Raw genomic sequence first — 16,245 nt, 5'->3', positions numbered from 1 at the left:
TTCATTTATCCTTCCTGCCTTTCTCCTCCAAACGAAATGACATAGACCGGATTTTGTCCGGTCATCATATGATATCTTCCGACTTCCCGTGCACGCGCTGTCTGAACAGAGACAACCTCTGCACCGGAAATTTCCTGCTCTTTCAGATAAGTAAGCGCCTCTGTGACGGTCTCCAAGGTAATTGCATTGATCACAACCCGGACCGCTTTATTTTTTTTGCGGACGATATCCAGAATTTCTTTGAGATTTCCCGAGGAACCTCCGAGAAATACATGTGTCGGGGCGGGAAGATTTTCCAGTGCCTCCGGCGCTTTTCCGTGAACAATCTTCAAGTGATCTACAGCAAATGCCACTCGGTTTTTCCCCAGAAGCGCTACTGCCTCCTCGTTTTTCTCCACCGCATAAACGACACCATCAGGAGCCTGCAACGCCATTTCCACAGCAACCGATCCGGTTCCTGCACCCACATCATAGATCACAGCATCCTTCCAAAGCCTCAGCTTAGAAATGGAGATACTTCTAACCTCTTCTTTCGTCATCGGAACCTTTCCCCTGCAAAACTGCTCGTCCGGAATCCCGCAAACGACCTCACGCCGCTCTGCTCTCCGATTCCAGATTAGAAAAACTGCGAGCGAATCGGTTTCCAACTCACAGAATTCCCTCACATTTCCCTGAAAAATTCGCTCCTCCGGATAAGAAAGTCTCTCCCCAACTGCAATTTCACAGTCCCCAAAGCCGTACGCTGTCAATCTCTTACAAAGTTCTGCAATCTGATTCTTTCCTCCTGCCAACGCAAAAACCATAGGATGTTCCCGTACACCGGAAACCAGCCCTTCCTCTCTCCCATGGGCACTGATCGCCTTCACTTTTTCCCATGGGACATGCAGCTTCGCACAGAAATAGACAAGAGACGAAATTCCGGGGATCACGCGGACTTCCAAGTTCTCCTCCTGTTCTTTTACATGGCCAAGGAAATCCTTTGCTCCACTGAAAAAGCCAACATCTCCAGAAAGTACAACCGCAACATTTTCGTACTGTGGATGTTCTTTGATATATTCCAGTATTTCCTCCGCACGGTAGGCGCAGAAAATCTGCTGTCCTTCTTGTCTGACTGCCTCTGTCATCCGCTTCGCACCGATCAGAAGATCTGCCTCCCTGCATATACGGCTGGCTTCCCCAGTCATCGTCTCAGCAGATCCCATCCCGATTCCCACAAGAGATACCCGTCGTCTTCTGCCTTTCTCCGACTGATTTCTCATTTCCTTTGTTCTTCCGTCTATTTCCTTTTGAAACTGTTTTTCTAGCATTTCTTTGCACTGCTCCAAAGAAAGCCCTTCTTCCTTCTTTGGTCTTCCTATGATCACAAGCGGAATTCCAAGCTGTTCTGCTGCCTGCTCCTTCTCTCGAAATCCACCTGCTGTTCCCGACTCTTTTGTCACGACATAAGCCGCATGACACTGTGCAAACATTGCTTCATTCAATGCTTCTGAAAACGGTCCTTGCATGCAGATTACATGTTTTCCACGGATTCCAAGCTTGGCACATACACTGATAATCTCCGGAGCCGGCAGAACTCGCGCGTAAACCCGCTCTTCATAGTCAGGAATCTCGGTAAATGCTCCAAGCTCCTTACTTCCAGTTGTCAAAAAGATATTTCCGGCTGTCCCACTTAAGTACCGGGCTGCCTCCGCAGCAGAATCTACATAGATGTTCTTTCCATATTTTTTATATTCTTCGGATTTTCTGACAACTCTGATATATGTTCTTCCACCTTTCTCACAAGCAGTTCGGATATTTTTTGTCACTTCCACCGCATAGGGATGAGTAGCGTCAATGACAACTTCCGGCCTCTTTTCTTCAAAAAGTTTCCTCATATCTTCCTGATCCATTCTCCCGCGGTGTACTTCCAGCTGTGCATATTCTTCCAGAACAGATTCCCCGTATTCTGTTGCCACACAGATCATGGCTGGAATCTGTCTTTCCTCCAGAAATGCTGACAGTTTTCTCCCCTCGGTTGTGCCGGCAAATACTATTACCCTACACATTCCGATATCCTCTCGGTGTTACCATCATCTCTTCCAGTGACATCGTCTGTGAATTACCGATAAATACTGTTGTAAACATATCAACCTGCTCTTCCTTCAGCGCTTCTAACGACAGAACCTTCTTCTGTTCCCCGGTTCTTCCAATATTGACCACAGTTCCGCAGACAATGTCCGGACTCTGATACTCCAGTAAAATCTCACAGGCCCGCCGCAGATAATCTTTTCTCTTTTTGCTCGAAGGGTTGTAAAGACAAATGACAAAATCTGCCTCCGCTGCAGCCCGCAGCCGTCTTTCAATCTTCTCCCACGGCGTCAGAAGATCACTAAGACTGATTAGACAGAAATCATGCATCAGCGGCGCTCCAAGTACCGCCGCCCCTGCGGTGGCTGCCGTCACTCCCGGGATCACTTCCAACGCTACCTCGGGATAACGCGCACCCATCTCGTAAAGTAACCCCGACATGCCGTAGACTCCTGCATCTCCGCTGCAGATCATTGCGACCGTCTTTCCTTCCATCGCCGTCTCAAATGCCATTTCACATCGTTTGACTTCCTGCCGCATCGGTGTTGTCAAAAATTCTTTCTCTCCGAAATGTTCCCGAATCAGATCTATGTACACCGTGTAACCAACAATGACATCACATGTCTTTAATACCTCCGCAGCCCGGATTGTCATCTGTTCATAGTTTCCCGGTCCAATTCCAACAATATATAGTTTATGCAAAATGAATCCTCCATTCTCTCACAGCCAGTGCCGCTGTCACACCATCCACCGCTGTCTTTCTTTGTATCAATTTCCCACCGTCACTTGCAAGAAGTGCACTTCTCTCGCACACGTTGTCTACTCCCGTTGTCTCTTTTACAAATGCAGAAGAAGTAAAACTTCCCTCCACATCGTTTAAAACTTCTGCCGGATAGATCGCAAACGGAATCCCTGATTCCCTGCACCACTCTAAAATGCCCTGCTCCCTCGCTTTCAAGTCAATACTCGCCACCCGGCTGATTGCTTTTTTGTCGATATCCGCTTCCTTGCAAGCCTCATACACACACCGATCGATTTTTTCCTTATCTGTCCCTCTCCGACATCCAATTCCTACCGTCACTGCCTTGGGGATCAGCGATAATACTCCTTTTTCCCCGCATCTTTTAATTCCGATATAGATTCCCGGACGTGCTGGCTCTTCTGCAAAATCCTCGCAGCAGTAAAGTCCTTCCGGAAGAATCTCCGGCAATTCTTTCTCACAACATATCGGGATCTTTTTTCCTGCAAGCAATGCTGCGGAAATCTCTTTTGCCAATTTCAGATCAGAAATCTCTAAATCATTTTCTTTTGCAAACAAGTCGACTGCAAACCGTTTCTTTCTGTCTGTCGCCGTCGTAATGACCGGAACTGCACCCACTGCATCTGCAATCCAGAGTGCCAATGCATTGGCGCCCCCCAGATGCCCTGCAAGAATCGGAATACAAAACATGCCTTCTTCATCCAAAACGATCACCGCTGGATCTTTCGCTTTATTTTCGATGAACGGCGCGATACTTCTCACCGCAATCCCGACAGCACCGACAAACACAATTCCATCCATCTGCCGCATCCATACTTGCACCTGCTCTTTTAGTTTCCCAAAAATGGCCGTTGCCCTCATTGTTTCCGGCACCTCTTCTTCCATGACATACCGGCTCTTCACATAACGAGAAACTTCATATGCGGTATTTTTTGCCAGTGTTTCTATTTGTCTTGCAAGCCGGGTACCCGCCTCGGTAAAACTGACGATCACAAGCCTTTTCTTTTTGCTTTCTATTTTTTTCTGCTGCTCTGTCAATGCTTCTTACTTTGTCCTTTCTCGCTCACTTGCTTCCTGACTTCTCCCCTCTCGAAATTCTGTCGTGAATTCCGGATGGTATAAATCCGATCTGCGATACTGTTGCGGCAAAATAACATCACCTACAATGATCAACGCCGTCTTCGTAATACCATGTTCCCTCGCGGTCTGTGCCAGACTTCCTACAGTGCAAACATATTTCTTCTCGTCCGCCCATGTAGCTTTGTAGACGATCGCCGCGGGAGTATTCTCCTGATAACCTCCTTCAACCAGCCTCCGAGACAATTCTTCTAACATTCCAGTGCTTAAGAAAATGACCATCGTCGCCTGATGAGCTGCAAACGACTCAATCGACTCTTTTTCCGGTACCGGTGTCCGCCCTGCCATGCGAGTGATGACCACACTCTGAGAAATATCCGGCAGTGTGTATTCAAGATTCAGCGCCGACGCTGCACCGCAGAAAGAACTAACGCCCGGGCAGTAATCATAGACAATCCCTTTTTCATCCAGTGCATCCATCTGCTCCCGGATTGCCCCATACACACAAGGATCCCCTGTATGCAGGCGGACAATTTCACACCCTTTTTGATCGCCTTCTTCCATCACCGTCAGCACTTCCTCCAGTGTCATCTTTGCGCTGTTAAAGACTTCACATCCTTCTTTTTTCTCATCCAGCAACTCCGGATTGACTAGGGATCCTGCATAGATAATAATATCCGCTTCTCCAAGCAGCCGCTGTCCCCGGACGGTAATCAGATCTTTCGCCCCGGAGCCTGCCCCTACAAAATGTATCATAATTCCTTTTTCTCCTTTACAATGATCAGTGAATAGTAACCTGCATCTTCCGGGATTTCATCGATAGTACTATAAATTTTCTCTCCCGGCATCCCGCAATTTTCAATCATGACTGCCGTGGCATCTGCCTGCTTCAACAGTTCTTTGACATGTCCCATCTGTTTTCCTGCCTTCATCAATACTTTTGTCCCCGGAAGCTTCAATGCTTCCTCGATCTGATACGATGCAGGAATGATGTGCAGCATTTCTGATTTTTCCACCAGTCCCATATTCAGCCGCGCTGCCACTGCACAGAACGATGGAATTCCATTGACGATTTCCACAGGATAGCCTGCTTCTGCCACTCTATGGTGAACATAGAGGTAAGTTGAGTAGATTGTGACATCTCCCAGTGTCAAAAAGGCCACCTGCTTTCCTTCCCTTAAAAATATCTCAATAACCTCTGCCGCTTTTTGATGGCTCTCTTCTAAGCGCACCGGATCTTTCGTCATCGGCATCTTTACCGCAACCCTTGTTTTTTCTGTGATCTCCGGGAATACCGGGAGCACAATCTGATATGCCACACTTTTTTCTACATCTGTTCCGGGAACAATGATCACATCACTCTCCCGCATGATCCGCAGTGCCTTCAAAGTCAAAAGTTCTGCCTCTCCCGGTCCTACTCCAATTCCATATAATTTTCCTATCATTCCTCTATTGTCTCCTCATTTTCTGCAATCTTCTTTAAAAATGCTTCCGCGCATGCGGTCTCTCCAATCTTCCCTATCCCGCTGGAAAATACAATCGCGGCAGTTGGCAGTTCTCCTTTTGTCCGCCATTCGAGATAATGTTCCATCCGCGCCATCAGCTCTTTCATTACCGCGTCACGTTCTTCTCTGCCCAGAAGTTCCAAAGCCTCTTCCGTCGTCGTACAGTCCAGAATCTTCCGGACCACTGCAGAATCTATCCCTGCCCGAAGTCCTGCCGCCCCGAAAATTTCCATCCTTGCATCCGCACACCGGGAATGTGTGTTCATAATTCCTCCCGCCACTTTCACAAATTTACCAAGATGCGCCACAAATAATATCCCTTTTGCTCCAAACTGCGCTGCCAGATCAATCGTCTCTCCGACGAAATTGCTGCATTTGACTGCACGGTCCGGGCTGATCCCATAAGTTTCCTTCAGAAAATCTAACCCGTAATTTCCCGGTGCAGCCAAAAGCCAACCGTTCCCATTTGCCAGCTGCATCTGAATTTCCACACGGATCGTATCGATCAATGCCTGTTCACTCATCGGTTCCACAACCCCACTTGTCCCAAGCACGGAAATCCCACCTGTAATTCCAAGCTTAGGATTGAACGTCTTCTTCGCAAGCTGTTCTCCTTCCGGGATAGAAATGATGATCTCAAGTCCTCCTTCGTATCCATAACAGTCGCAGATCTCCTCTGCCTCTTTTCTGATCATCTGTCGCGGCACCTTGTTGATAGCGGCAGCTCCTACCGGCTGGTCCAATCCTTTTTTGGTCACTCTCCCAACTCCGCGCCCTCCGTCAATTTCAATTTCCGTTCCATCTTTTCTTCTGACCGATGCATAGACAAATATACCGTTTGTAATGTCCGGATCATCTCCGCTGTCCTTTCTGACGGCACAGCTGACACGCTCAATCTTTTCTCCCTGCCTTTTCATCTCAATCTCACAGACAAGAAGCGTCAGTTCCTTTCCTTTCGGGAGGATTACATCCACCGATGTTTTCTCTTCTCCGGAAAGCAACATCCATACTGCTGCTTTTGTCGCAGCCTGGGCGCATGTCCCTGTTGTATATCCTGCGCGAAGCCTTTTTTTCTCCATCTGTCCATCTCCTTTTCCAGTCTTCTAAAAACAAATGGCCCATCTCTCAACGATAAAAAGACAGCCTTTCGGCTGTCTTTTTATACACGGAAAAGAAATGCTTCCGCATCTCTCATAAAATCATTTTGTAAAATCATTCTAAGCTGTGTATACTCTTCTCCTCACCGAAAGATGTTACTTACCTATTGACCGATATCCTGACTTAGGACTAAAACCTACTTCCTGCCCTTCCCGCATCCGAAACTCATCCGAACACAGTGGTATGCAGGGTTCGTCATCCCTTACAGTAGAGTGAGCTGTTGCGGACTTTCACCGCATTCCCTGTTTCATTGGCATCTGCCAAAGTCAATATACGGTTATTCTACAAAGTTTTGAAAAACCTGTCAACTTAAAAATATTGGATCGTAACTGATTTCCCCATCTTTTCGGCAACTTCTTCCAGCTGTTCAACGAGATTCATGCGAATACTCAGATCAAATGGAAGATTAGAATTCCGGTGTGCCACATTCATTGCCTTTCCAACAAACAGATGAATCTCTGTGCATTCCTCAATCAGCATTTTGGCAAGTTTGGATGCTCCATTATTCTTGTCCAGCTCCTCAAAAAATGTGGCGTCAATCTCCTTCTTCACATATTTTTTCAAGAGCTTCAACGCCAATCCAAGCGTCAGTACTCCTTCTGTCACAAGGTCGATTCCTTCGATGAGCGCCATCGGCGGCACTTTCGGATCATAGTCTTTCAATGAAGTGTAAATTTCTTTGCCAAGCACCCTTGCTGTAATATTGGCGCTTGTCCCTCCGGATACCACCTTTTTTCCTTCCTGCTTCATGAACGACTTCACAACCCGCTCATCGTCCTCCTTATTCTCCGGCGGCCCGGTAAAAATATTGACGATCTGCCGCGGGATCACATGCATAACAGCAACTGTCGTATCGTCTCCCGGACGATGTCCATAAAGTTCATCACAGGTATCTGCAAGCGAAACCGCCAATCTTGATGCGGAAATCTCCTCCGACAGGCAGCGGATCGCCGCCTTCGCCATACTGTCCCATGTCCAACCAAAATTCAGGAAATCTCCCGGACCTGCATAGAGCACCCCATCACTCATCAGAACAAAGTAGTCACCCAACTCTACCCGGAAACGATATTCATGGATTTGCTTTCCTTCTATATTCCGCTCCTCGTATGGATAAGACTGTACTTTATGATCCCGGATAAAAATACAGCTTGGATTGTCAAATTCCACCAGATATGCTTCTCCATTCCGAAAAATCTGGAGAATGCTAAATGTTGCATAGGCAACTTCCCTTACTTTACAGACCGGTAGCGTCTTTGCGATCGTCTCCACACAAGACTCGATCGTCGCCCCGTTAAACAACATTGTTCCAAGAATCTTTGAGGTCAGCGTAGCCAGAATATTCGCCTTGACACCGCTCCCCATACCATCTGCCAAAATCACAATATCCGAATCCGCAGTCTTTAATACTTCCACTTTATCCCCGCATAGCTCCTCGTGGTGCTTATTCAGGCTTTTCCACGCAACATCTACACTGATTCCCATGGCTAGTCCCCCTCTCCATCAAGGAGAATCGAATCCCGAAGCTTTGTCAGAGTCACTTTTGTCTCTGCGGTCGTCTCTCCTAACAGCCCGGCAATTTCCTGTGCGACCATCATCTGTTTATCAATGACACGCTGTGCCATCTCCACCGTCTCCATTTTCAGATTATAGTGTTTCTCTTTTGCTTTTTCTTCTTTTGTGATGTCCTGATAAATAATCAGCACCGACTCCATCTCCGGAATATATATGATCTTTTCCTCAGCTTTCATGCCTAACTGCTCCAGCTTCACTTTCTTGTATGTAATCGACTCTCTCGTCTGGAAAACGTCCTCTACATCTGCTGTATCCACAAAGTCATACAGATATCTTTCCAGCGCTTCTTCTCTGCTGATTTCGAGCAACTCCTGCGCCTTCTTATTGCATTCCCGGATCCGCATCTCCCTATCTATAATGAAAATAAGATTCGGCGTCACATCCATCACTACATTCGACATGGACTCTGCTTTGGAAAGTGCATACGGCAGACACATACTATTCTCTGCTTTCTTCTGAAAAACTGCAATCGCCTTCTCCCGGCAGGTTGCGTATCCGCACGCACCACAGTTTAATTCATCCTTCTCAGAATACTTTCCTGTCTCTCTTAAAATTGCAGAAAGTTCCTCCTCGGTCGGAAGCTGCTCTTTTGGCGGATGCGGCGCAAATTGTCTGGAAAGTTCGACTTCCAAAGACTGTGGCTCATATTGTGCCTTCTGATGGGCAGCCACTCTCCGCTCCATCTCCACTTTTGCCTTGATAAACGACACATTCCATTTTCCAGATGCCGGTCCCTTGACACAGCCACCATCGCAGACATTCGCTTCGATAAAACAGTGCTCCAATTCGCCTCTTTTCAAACTTTCCAGCATTTCCATACAATTGTCCAGTCCATCGACATACACTTTGTGGTATTGTTTTTTTTCTTCACCTTGCTCTTTCTCCCGCATTTCGGAAGAATCCACCATCACAGACTGAAGAACTCCACCACTGACCGGATAAAGACGGTTCACACCACAATCCGGGTTTGCCATCGGAAGATCTTCACATTCTTCCAGAACAATCTGTTCTTCCTCCAGCCACTGTTCCAATTCCTCAAATGTCAGAATCGCATCCACTGCGCCAAACACGCGGGAATCTCCCATTGCCTCCTGCTTTTTCGCAATACAGGGACCGAGAAAGACTACCTTTGTCTGCTCCCCATACATTTTTTTGATCAGTCTTCCGTGCGCGATCATCGGAGAGACAACCGGAGCAAGCTGGTCTGTCAATTCCGGATAATACTTCTCCACAAGTTCATTCACACTTGGGCAGCAAGTTGTAATGATATTTTTATACGTCCCTTCCCGCAGCAGTTTCTGATACTCTCTCGTGACAAGTGCCGCACCTTCTGATGTCTCCCGCACTTCATCAAATCCAAGCTTCCGAAGTGCTCCGACAACCTGTCCCGGCGTCCGATAATTCATCACTCCCAAATACGATGGTGCAATTGATACGACAATCTTCATATTCTGTCGAATATAGGCTTTGATCAGTTCTAGGTCACTTGCGAAACGCTTTGCATTCTGCGGACAGACTTCCAGGCATTTCCCACAGTGAATACAGTGATCATTCATAATGTGCGCCTGCTCATGTCGGACAGAGATTGCCTTGACACTGCAATTTCTCACACATTTATAACAGTGCTTACAGCTCGCATTCTGAAAATCAATTACTTTCATTCCATTCACTCCATTCAAAAAAAGGACCTTTCCTATCGCAAGGTCCCTTCTTTTTGTTATTCATATTTTGCAAGAATCTCTTCTACATCTTCCGCTTTCACATGGTTGTACACATCGTCATTCACCATCAGAATCGGTGCCATGCCACATGCTCCAATGCACCGGCTTGCGTCCAGCGAAAATTTTCCATCGGCAGTACATTCTCCACCACCGATTCCAAGTACTTCTGTCAGCTTATTGTAGACATCTCCTGCTCCCTTCACAAAACATGCCGTTCCAAGACAGATCGATACCTGATATTTTCCCTTCGGGCTCAACGTAAACTGTGGATAGAAATCAACAACCTCTTCAATCTTGTGAAGCGGGATATCCATCTCATCCGAAATAATCGTCTGTACTTCCGTAGGAACATATCCATAAATCTCTTGTGCCTGCTGCAATACTGCCATCAATGCCCCCTGTTCGCTTTTTCTCTTTTCGATCACTTCACGCAGTACCGTCTCCTGTTCTTTCGTTCCCTGAAATGGAACTGTCGACTTATTTGCCATCTGAAAAACCTCCCTTGTTCTTATAACTATGTCAGTATACTGCATTCATCGTATCATAAATAGGCGCTTTTTGCCATATCGTTTCAAATTTTCATACAAAAAAACAGTCGGAAATGCTATCTTATCACATTTCCGACTGCGCCTCATCTAAAAAATGATTTATTCGTCTTTCTGCGTATCGTCCTTCTCTTTCTTGGAAGATTCTGGTTCAGATTTCTGAACTTCTGGTTCTTCCTCGGATTCCTTCTGTTCTATCTTCTCTGAATCATCTGGTTTTTCTGCCTCTTCCACAGGTATTACCTCTGTTTCAGGCATTTCCTCTGTTTCAGACACTTCTGCTGCACCCTGACTCTGTGCCTCATGGATCTTGTTCCAGTCTTCTTCTTCTTTCTTCAAAAGTGCTTCTTCTTCCGGATCCGGGATATTCTCTACAAGCGGAAGCGCCGGCAATACCTGTGTCTTCTCTTCTTCCAGACCTTCTAAAGATGTCTCCGCCTTTTCTTCCTCATCTAGTTGTGATTCTGACAGTTCCTTTGCTTCTTCCTCAAGTTCAGCAAGCTCACTGTCCAGTTCCTTCTCCAGCTCTGGGTCTGCTTCTTCAGAACTAATCTCTTCTATAATTCCCGAAAGTTCCCCTTTCTCTCCACGAATCTTCTGGCGTTTGGCTTCGCGGATTTTTCTTGCTCTCGCCTCCATCAGCATAATAACAATCAAACCGATCAGCGCCGCAAGTGCTACCCCTGCCGCCACAAGTACCGGTGTCGGAAGCTTCGGCAACTGAAAAGAGTGTTTCTTTTCTTTCTCTGTATTCTTTGACACTTCTTTTTTATCTTCTGTATCTTCTTTTTCTGTCTCGCCAGCAGCTTTGTCTTTCTCTTTTGCGAGCACATATTCCCCGCCTTTTTCAAAGATCAAAGTCACCTTATCCCGATCTACCACAATCTCTGTTCCTTTGTCCAGATTGCTTCTCTCATAGAGGAACAATTTCTCTGCACCTTTTAACTGCTCTGGAAGCTGGTAGATAACCGTCACTTTCCCCGGAAAGTTTTTGCTCATCATGAATTCCAATACTTGGTACGCACCGATTTTGTCCGATTCCTTCTTGGAAAGCGTAACATTTTTCTCGATAAGTTTTGTAAAAAGCTCATTTTCCGGATTCTTTATATCTGCCCCTTTGATCTTGATAGAGTAATTATCGTACTCTAACGTCAGCTCAAAGTTCGGATTTTTAGCAAGGACAGTCAAAATTTCCTTGTCAAGCTTATATAGCTTACTTCCGTTGACAAGAGAATTGCTCCCACCCTTGATCGCTGCATTGATATTCTCAAGCAATGTCGGTTCAGCAATACTTCCCACTGTGTTTCCTGCTGAGGTTCCACCTGAACTTCCTGTGGACTGACTCTTGGAAGGATTTCTCGTTGTATTCTGATTCTCCGACCCGCTGTTGTCCGTAGTTCCTTGTGTATTGCCCTGCTGGTTCCCATCTGGTTTCGATGATTGATTCTCCTGCGGTGGATCTGTCTCCGGTTTCTCTGGCTCTTCCGGTTCTACCGGAGGTTGCGGATCTGGATTTTCTGGCTCTACTGGGGGTTTTGGATCTGGCTCTACCGGAGGTTTTGGTTCTGGATTTTCCTCCTTCGGAACATCCACAGATGTGATCGTTCCATTTCCGGTATTTCCATAATACACTTTCCCATCATCGCCAATCAGAAGATAATCTTCTCCATTTTTCTTCGTCTCCGAAGTATAGACGGTCTCCACCGTCATCTTTTTGTCTGCGTCAAACTTGGCCACATACAAATTTGCATAGTCTTCTTCCTGTGTAAAATACACATAGAAATTCTCACCTGATTTTGTGACCGCCTGGCTAACGACTGGATGATCTGTCTTCTGTGACAGAATCTCAGTAGCATCCGATTCAGAGTACACCGCTATGTAACCCTGACCGCTTCCGCCTGTCACAAACACCTTCCCTTCCAGAATCGAAATAATCGCATTTCCTTTATCTGGCAGCGAAATAGTCGCTTTCTCTGTCACCTTCCCATCACTGCTGAGTGTAACCTTGTAAAGAATTCCTTCATCTGTCGCAAACCACACAGATCCATTTGCCTCTACAAGCGGACTTCTCACTTTCCCCGTGATGTCATCCTTCTTGTCTTTCACCTCTCCGGTCTTTGCATTTGCAAGTACCAGTTTTCCAGAGTCTCCTGCAAATAGTACATTCTCTCCGAGAATAGCTGCTTTTGTACCGATATAATTTCCTTCTTTTTGTTCTGCTGACTTCCACTCCGGTGCAACTGCATCAGTTCCTGTCCTAGAGTCTGTCTTAAATGCGGCAAAATATCCTGATACTTTCTGCTCCTGTGCCACCGGACTAAAACCTGCATAAATCATATGATCATGATATAAAATCTGGCTCTGTACCGAAAATCCTTCCGCAGGCTTCTCTGTCAAAAATACAGAGCTTAGATCAGATGTCTTCACCGCCTGAATCCTTCCGTCTGAAAGTGGGACAAACAACATGCCCTCCCCATTTTCGATGACTGCCGATTCGGATGCATCCGCTGCTAGTTCTGTGGAAGCAGTCTCCTTTCCGGTTGTGACATCAATTACTTTTAGTACATTTCCAACAGTCACATAGAACTGATTCTCTATCATAAGCGGAAGTGAGGTCTGTATCTCTGCTGCATCACTAATCGTCCAGTGAATCTCGGCCTTCTCTTTTGCATTCTCAGTCTCGGCAGCAGATACTGCCAACGGTGCGCAGCTTAACGCCATCGATAACGACAAAGCAGCGCATCCTACTCTGAGGGTTTCCCGATATTTCCGATTTGGTCTCATCTAGTTTCTCCCCTTATTTCTATTTCTGTCTCTAAAATATATCTGAGTCTAATCATTTCTATGTTACTCATCTTTTGCCCTGCTGTCAACCTCTCCGGAGTGATTTCCCAATTATTTCTATCGCTTCTTTCTCACTGTCACTATACAAAATCTACTTCGCTCCCACCAGATGACATGCCACTCGATGCCCTTTCTGTACCCCTCTCATTTCCGGTGTCTTTTCTTTACAAATCTCCTCCGCATATGGACAGCGCCCGCAGAATGCACATCCTTTCATTTCACCTGTGCGAACTGGCTGCTCCCCCCGCAGAATATTTCTTTTCCCTCGCACAACATATGGATCCGGTGCGGAAGCAAGCAATGCTTTGGTATACGGATGCAGAGGATTTTCAAAAAGACTTTCTGCATCTGCTTCTTCAACAAGTGTGCCAAGATACATCACTCCAATTCTGTCTGAAATAAATCGAATCACACCGATATCATGGGAAATAAATAAAAGACTAATTCCTGATGTCTTCTGAATTTCCACCAACATATTTAAAATCTGTGCCTGTATCGATACATCGAGCGCTGATACCGGCTCATCACATACGATTAACTTAGGCTCTATCAACAGTGCACCTGCAATCCCAAGCCGCTGTACCTGTCCTCCAGAAAGTTCATGTGGATATCTGAAATAATGCTCCTCAGAAAGTCCAACTTGTTGGAGCACTTTTAGCGCCCGCTCTTTCCGTGCTGAAGCATTTTTTTCTCCGTGAACAATCAAAATCTCCTCAAGGATCGAACCAATCCTCTGACGTGGATTTAATGCAGAAAGTGTATTTTGAAACACCATCTGTAACTCTTTTCGTAGAGGGCGAAATTCCTTTTCGCTCAGTTTACAGAGATCTTTCCCCTGATAAAAGATTGAACCGGCATCCGGTTTGTCCAAGCCTACGATTGCACGCCCAGTTGTAGACTTTCCACATCCAGACTCCCCGACAAGCCCATATGTTTCTCCCTTTTTAATCTCAAATGTTATTCCATCTACCGCATACATTTGTTCTTTCTTTCCAAAAAACCTGCCTCCACTCCCATGTAACGGATATGTTTTTTTCAATCCTTTGACTTCCAGCAAACATTCTTCCATCCCTATGCTCCCCCCTTCTGTCCTTGTTTCTCTGCGTATTTCCAACATTTTACAAAATGTCCCGGCTGTACTTCCACAGATGGTGGCTGCTCGCTTCTGCACTGTTTCGTTGCTTCCGAACATCGCGTGCAGAAGTGGCATCCTTCCGGAACTTTCGAAAGAGGAGGCACCGTTCCCGGAATTGTCGGAAGTTTTTTCCCTTTTTCTACTCCTAAATGCGGAATACTTGCCAGAAGCCCCTTTGTATATGGATGAAGCGGCTCAGCAAACAGCCGATCTGTCTTCGCCTCCTCTACAATCTGACCAAGATACATTACTTTTACACTGTGACAAATTTGAGACACTACTCCCATGTCATGCGTAATAAACAACACCGACATTCCCAGTTTCTCATTCAGTTCCTGAATCAGATATAAAATCTGCTCCTGGATGGTAACATCAAGTGCAGTAGTCGGCTCATCTGCAATCAAAAGTTTCGGCTCACATGCCAGTGCCATCGCAATCATTACCCTTTGCTGCATTCCTCCTGACAGCTCAAAAGGATATTTCTTCATACATGCTTCTGCACCTGGAATTCCTGTAAGTTCCAGCATTTGGACTGCACGCTTTCCTGCTTCCTGCTTTCCCATTTTTTTATGAAGCATTAAAATTTCACTTAACTGTTCACCGATTGTATGTACTGGACTTAGCGAATTTAGTGGATCCTGAAAAATAATAGAAATCTGATTTCCCCTGATCTCCTGCATATCTGAAAGTGATTTTTTCAAAAGATCTTCTCTCTCAAAAAGAATCTCTCCATTATACTTTACCACTGTATCATGATCTCTCAGCCTCAAGATAGACTGTGACATCACACTTTTTCCAGAACCAGACTCTCCTACAATGCCTGTGATTTCCCCCGGTGCTACCGAAAAGCTCACACCGTCTACCGCTGCAAGCCATTTCTTATGAACCGAAAAGAAAACACTTAAGTCTTTTACTTCCAGTATTGTCTCTTCGCTCTGTTTCATTTGCTCTTCCATTATTTTTTCGCCCCTCCTTTTACTCTTGGATCCAGATAGTCCCTTAGCCCGTCCCCAAACAGATTCAGGCTCAGTACACATAGGATTACTGCTATACCCGGACAGAGCATTGTCCATGGTGCCTTTGAAAACACAAGCTTACTTGCCTGAAGCATATTTCCCCAACTCGCCGCAGGAGCCGGAACACCTGCCCCTAGAAAACTGAGTGATGCCTCTGATATAATTGCCTGTGCGAAAATGAAAGATGCCTGCACAATCAATGGTGACACAACTCCCGGCAAAATTAATTTCCACAATATGCGGAGTGTACCGAATCCCTGCACCTTTGCCGCCTCGACATACGGCTGTTCCCGGATGACCATCGCACTTGCCCTCACCGTTCTCGCCACACTCGGCGTATAGACAACAGTCAGAGCAATCACGACGTTCCAGCTTGATGCTCCAAGTCCTGCAATCAATGCGATTGCCAAAAGGATTCCCGGAATTGCGATCAATCCATCGCAGATTCTCATCAAAATCTGATCCAATATTTTAAAGTAACTTGCATATATTCCAATAATTGTTCCCAGCAGGCAGGAAAACACAGCCACACAGCCCCCCACCCACAACGACACTCTCGCTCCGTACATCAGACGGATAAAAATATCTCTTCCAAACTCGTCTGTCCCGAGAAGATATTTTCCTCCCGGCGCTTTCAATCTCTCTGCCACTGTCATCGCATTTGGATCAACAGAACTAAAAAGTGGAATCAAAACTGCCGCAAGCAAGATCAGCATAAATCCGGTAAATCCAATTATCAGCGCCGGACTTGCAAGCAAACGTTCTTTTCGAATCTGCCGCTGTTCTTTTATAATCAGTCCACTCGATTCTGAAATAGTTTTTCTTGTAAAATGCATCTTATCTCC

At 46.0% G+C, this 16,245-nt stretch carries 13 protein-coding genes and 1 riboswitch; all 13 genes read right to left on the bottom strand.

Features of this window, described 5'->3' with window-relative positions:
* Window positions 1-5 precede the first annotated feature (5 nt).
* On the bottom strand, window positions 6-2,045 hold the full coding sequence (cobK, locus tag ACESPO_RS07725; RefSeq protein WP_336305235.1) for a precorrin-6A reductase: 2,040 nt from the start codon (window positions 2,043-2,045) through the stop codon (window positions 6-8).
* Window positions 2,038-2,769, bottom strand: a complete 732-nt coding sequence (cobJ, locus tag ACESPO_RS07720; RefSeq protein WP_009262270.1) for a precorrin-3B C(17)-methyltransferase — start codon at window positions 2,767-2,769, stop codon at window positions 2,038-2,040. Before cobJ ends, cobK begins: the two co-directional genes overlap by 8 nt.
* Window positions 2,762-3,865: a cobalt-precorrin 5A hydrolase gene (locus ACESPO_RS07715; RefSeq protein ID WP_119987962.1), complete on the bottom strand. Its 1,104-nt coding sequence runs from the start codon at window positions 3,863-3,865 to the stop codon at window positions 2,762-2,764. The genes cobJ and ACESPO_RS07715 overlap by 8 nt, the downstream gene beginning before the upstream one ends.
* A 6-nt stretch (window positions 3,866-3,871) precedes the next feature.
* On the bottom strand, window positions 3,872-4,660 hold the full coding sequence (gene cobM, locus ACESPO_RS07710) for a precorrin-4 C(11)-methyltransferase (RefSeq protein ID WP_119987959.1): 789 nt from the start codon (window positions 4,658-4,660) through the stop codon (window positions 3,872-3,874).
* The gene (gene cobI / locus ACESPO_RS07705; RefSeq protein ID WP_116441352.1) at window positions 4,657-5,349 is read right to left on the bottom strand and encodes a precorrin-2 C(20)-methyltransferase; all 693 of its coding nucleotides are present in this window, start codon (window positions 5,347-5,349) and stop codon (window positions 4,657-4,659) included. The genes cobM and cobI overlap by 4 nt, the downstream gene beginning before the upstream one ends.
* Entirely contained in the window at window positions 5,346-6,488 is a 1,143-nt protein-coding gene (gene cbiD, locus ACESPO_RS07700) for a cobalt-precorrin-5B (C(1))-methyltransferase CbiD (RefSeq protein ID WP_336305234.1), read from the bottom strand. The genes cobI and cbiD overlap by 4 nt, the downstream gene beginning before the upstream one ends.
* Window positions 6,489-6,658: 170 nt before the next feature.
* A riboswitch (cobalamin riboswitch) is annotated at window positions 6,659-6,853 on the bottom strand.
* Window positions 6,854-6,876: 23 nt separating this feature from the next.
* On the bottom strand, window positions 6,877-8,049 hold the full coding sequence (locus tag ACESPO_RS07695) for a SpoIIE family protein phosphatase (protein WP_008975062.1): 1,173 nt from the start codon (window positions 8,047-8,049) through the stop codon (window positions 6,877-6,879).
* A gap of 2 nt (window positions 8,050-8,051) precedes the next feature.
* Window positions 8,052-9,800: a [Fe-Fe] hydrogenase large subunit C-terminal domain-containing protein gene (locus ACESPO_RS07690; protein ID WP_016438420.1), complete on the bottom strand. Its 1,749-nt coding sequence runs from the start codon at window positions 9,798-9,800 to the stop codon at window positions 8,052-8,054.
* 56 nt (window positions 9,801-9,856) lie between these two features.
* Window positions 9,857-10,348 (bottom strand): NADH-quinone oxidoreductase subunit NuoE family protein, encoded by a 492-nt coding sequence (locus ACESPO_RS07685; protein WP_008975060.1) that lies wholly within the window; start codon window positions 10,346-10,348, stop codon window positions 9,857-9,859.
* Window positions 10,349-10,507: 159 nt separating this feature from the next.
* Window positions 10,508-13,189 carry an outer membrane protein assembly factor BamB family protein gene (locus tag ACESPO_RS07680; protein WP_499788658.1) on the bottom strand — a complete coding sequence of 894 codons (2,682 nt, stop codon included), beginning with the start codon at window positions 13,187-13,189 and terminating at the stop codon, window positions 10,508-10,510.
* 151 nt (window positions 13,190-13,340) lie between these two features.
* On the bottom strand, window positions 13,341-14,318 hold the full coding sequence (locus ACESPO_RS07675; protein ID WP_120091766.1) for an ABC transporter ATP-binding protein: 978 nt from the start codon (window positions 14,316-14,318) through the stop codon (window positions 13,341-13,343).
* Window positions 14,319-14,320: 2 nt separating this feature from the next.
* Entirely contained in the window at window positions 14,321-15,340 is a 1,020-nt protein-coding gene (locus tag ACESPO_RS07670; RefSeq protein WP_117577702.1) for an ABC transporter ATP-binding protein, read from the bottom strand.
* Window positions 15,340-16,236, bottom strand: coding sequence for an ABC transporter permease (locus ACESPO_RS07665; protein WP_499788657.1), 897 nt, complete (start codon window positions 16,234-16,236; stop codon window positions 15,340-15,342). The genes ACESPO_RS07670 and ACESPO_RS07665 overlap by 1 nt, the downstream gene beginning before the upstream one ends.
* Window positions 16,237-16,245 lie beyond the last annotated feature (9 nt).

The sequence above is a fragment of the Coprococcus sp. HPP0074 genome (genome assembly GCF_964238105.1).
Lineage (GTDB): Bacteria > Bacillota > Clostridia > Lachnospirales > Lachnospiraceae > Faecalimonas > Faecalimonas umbilicata.
This window is presented reverse-complemented; position numbering and strand designations above follow the sequence as displayed.

Bases quoted from the DNA above. Each gene is read 5' to 3' on its own strand.
- cobK (WP_336305235.1), bottom strand. From the start codon at position 2,045: ATGTGTAGGGTAATAGTATTTGCCGGCACAACCGAGGGGAGAAAACTG.
- cobM (WP_119987959.1), bottom strand. From the start codon at position 4,660: ATGATACATTTTGTAGGGGCAGGCTCCGGGGCGAAAGATCTGATTACC.
- cobI (WP_116441352.1), bottom strand. From the start codon at position 5,349: ATGATAGGAAAATTATATGGAATTGGAGTAGGACCGGGAGAGGCAGAA.
- cbiD (WP_336305234.1), bottom strand. From the start codon at position 6,488: ATGGAGAAAAAAAGGCTTCGCGCAGGATATACAACAGGGACATGCGCC.
- ACESPO_RS07695 (WP_008975062.1), bottom strand. From the start codon at position 8,049: ATGGGAATCAGTGTAGATGTTGCGTGGAAAAGCCTGAATAAGCACCAC.
- ACESPO_RS07690 (WP_016438420.1), bottom strand. From the start codon at position 9,800: ATGAAAGTAATTGATTTTCAGAATGCGAGCTGTAAGCACTGTTATAAA.
- ACESPO_RS07685 (WP_008975060.1), bottom strand. From the start codon at position 10,348: ATGGCAAATAAGTCGACAGTTCCATTTCAGGGAACGAAAGAACAGGAG.
- ACESPO_RS07680 (WP_499788658.1), bottom strand. From the start codon at position 13,189: ATGAGACCAAATCGGAAATATCGGGAAACCCTCAGAGTAGGATGCGCT.
- ACESPO_RS07675 (WP_120091766.1), bottom strand. From the start codon at position 14,318: ATGGAAGAATGTTTGCTGGAAGTCAAAGGATTGAAAAAAACATATCCG.
- ACESPO_RS07670 (WP_117577702.1), bottom strand. From the start codon at position 15,340: ATGGAAGAGCAAATGAAACAGAGCGAAGAGACAATACTGGAAGTAAAA.
- ACESPO_RS07665 (WP_499788657.1), bottom strand. From the start codon at position 16,236: ATGCATTTTACAAGAAAAACTATTTCAGAATCGAGTGGACTGATTATA.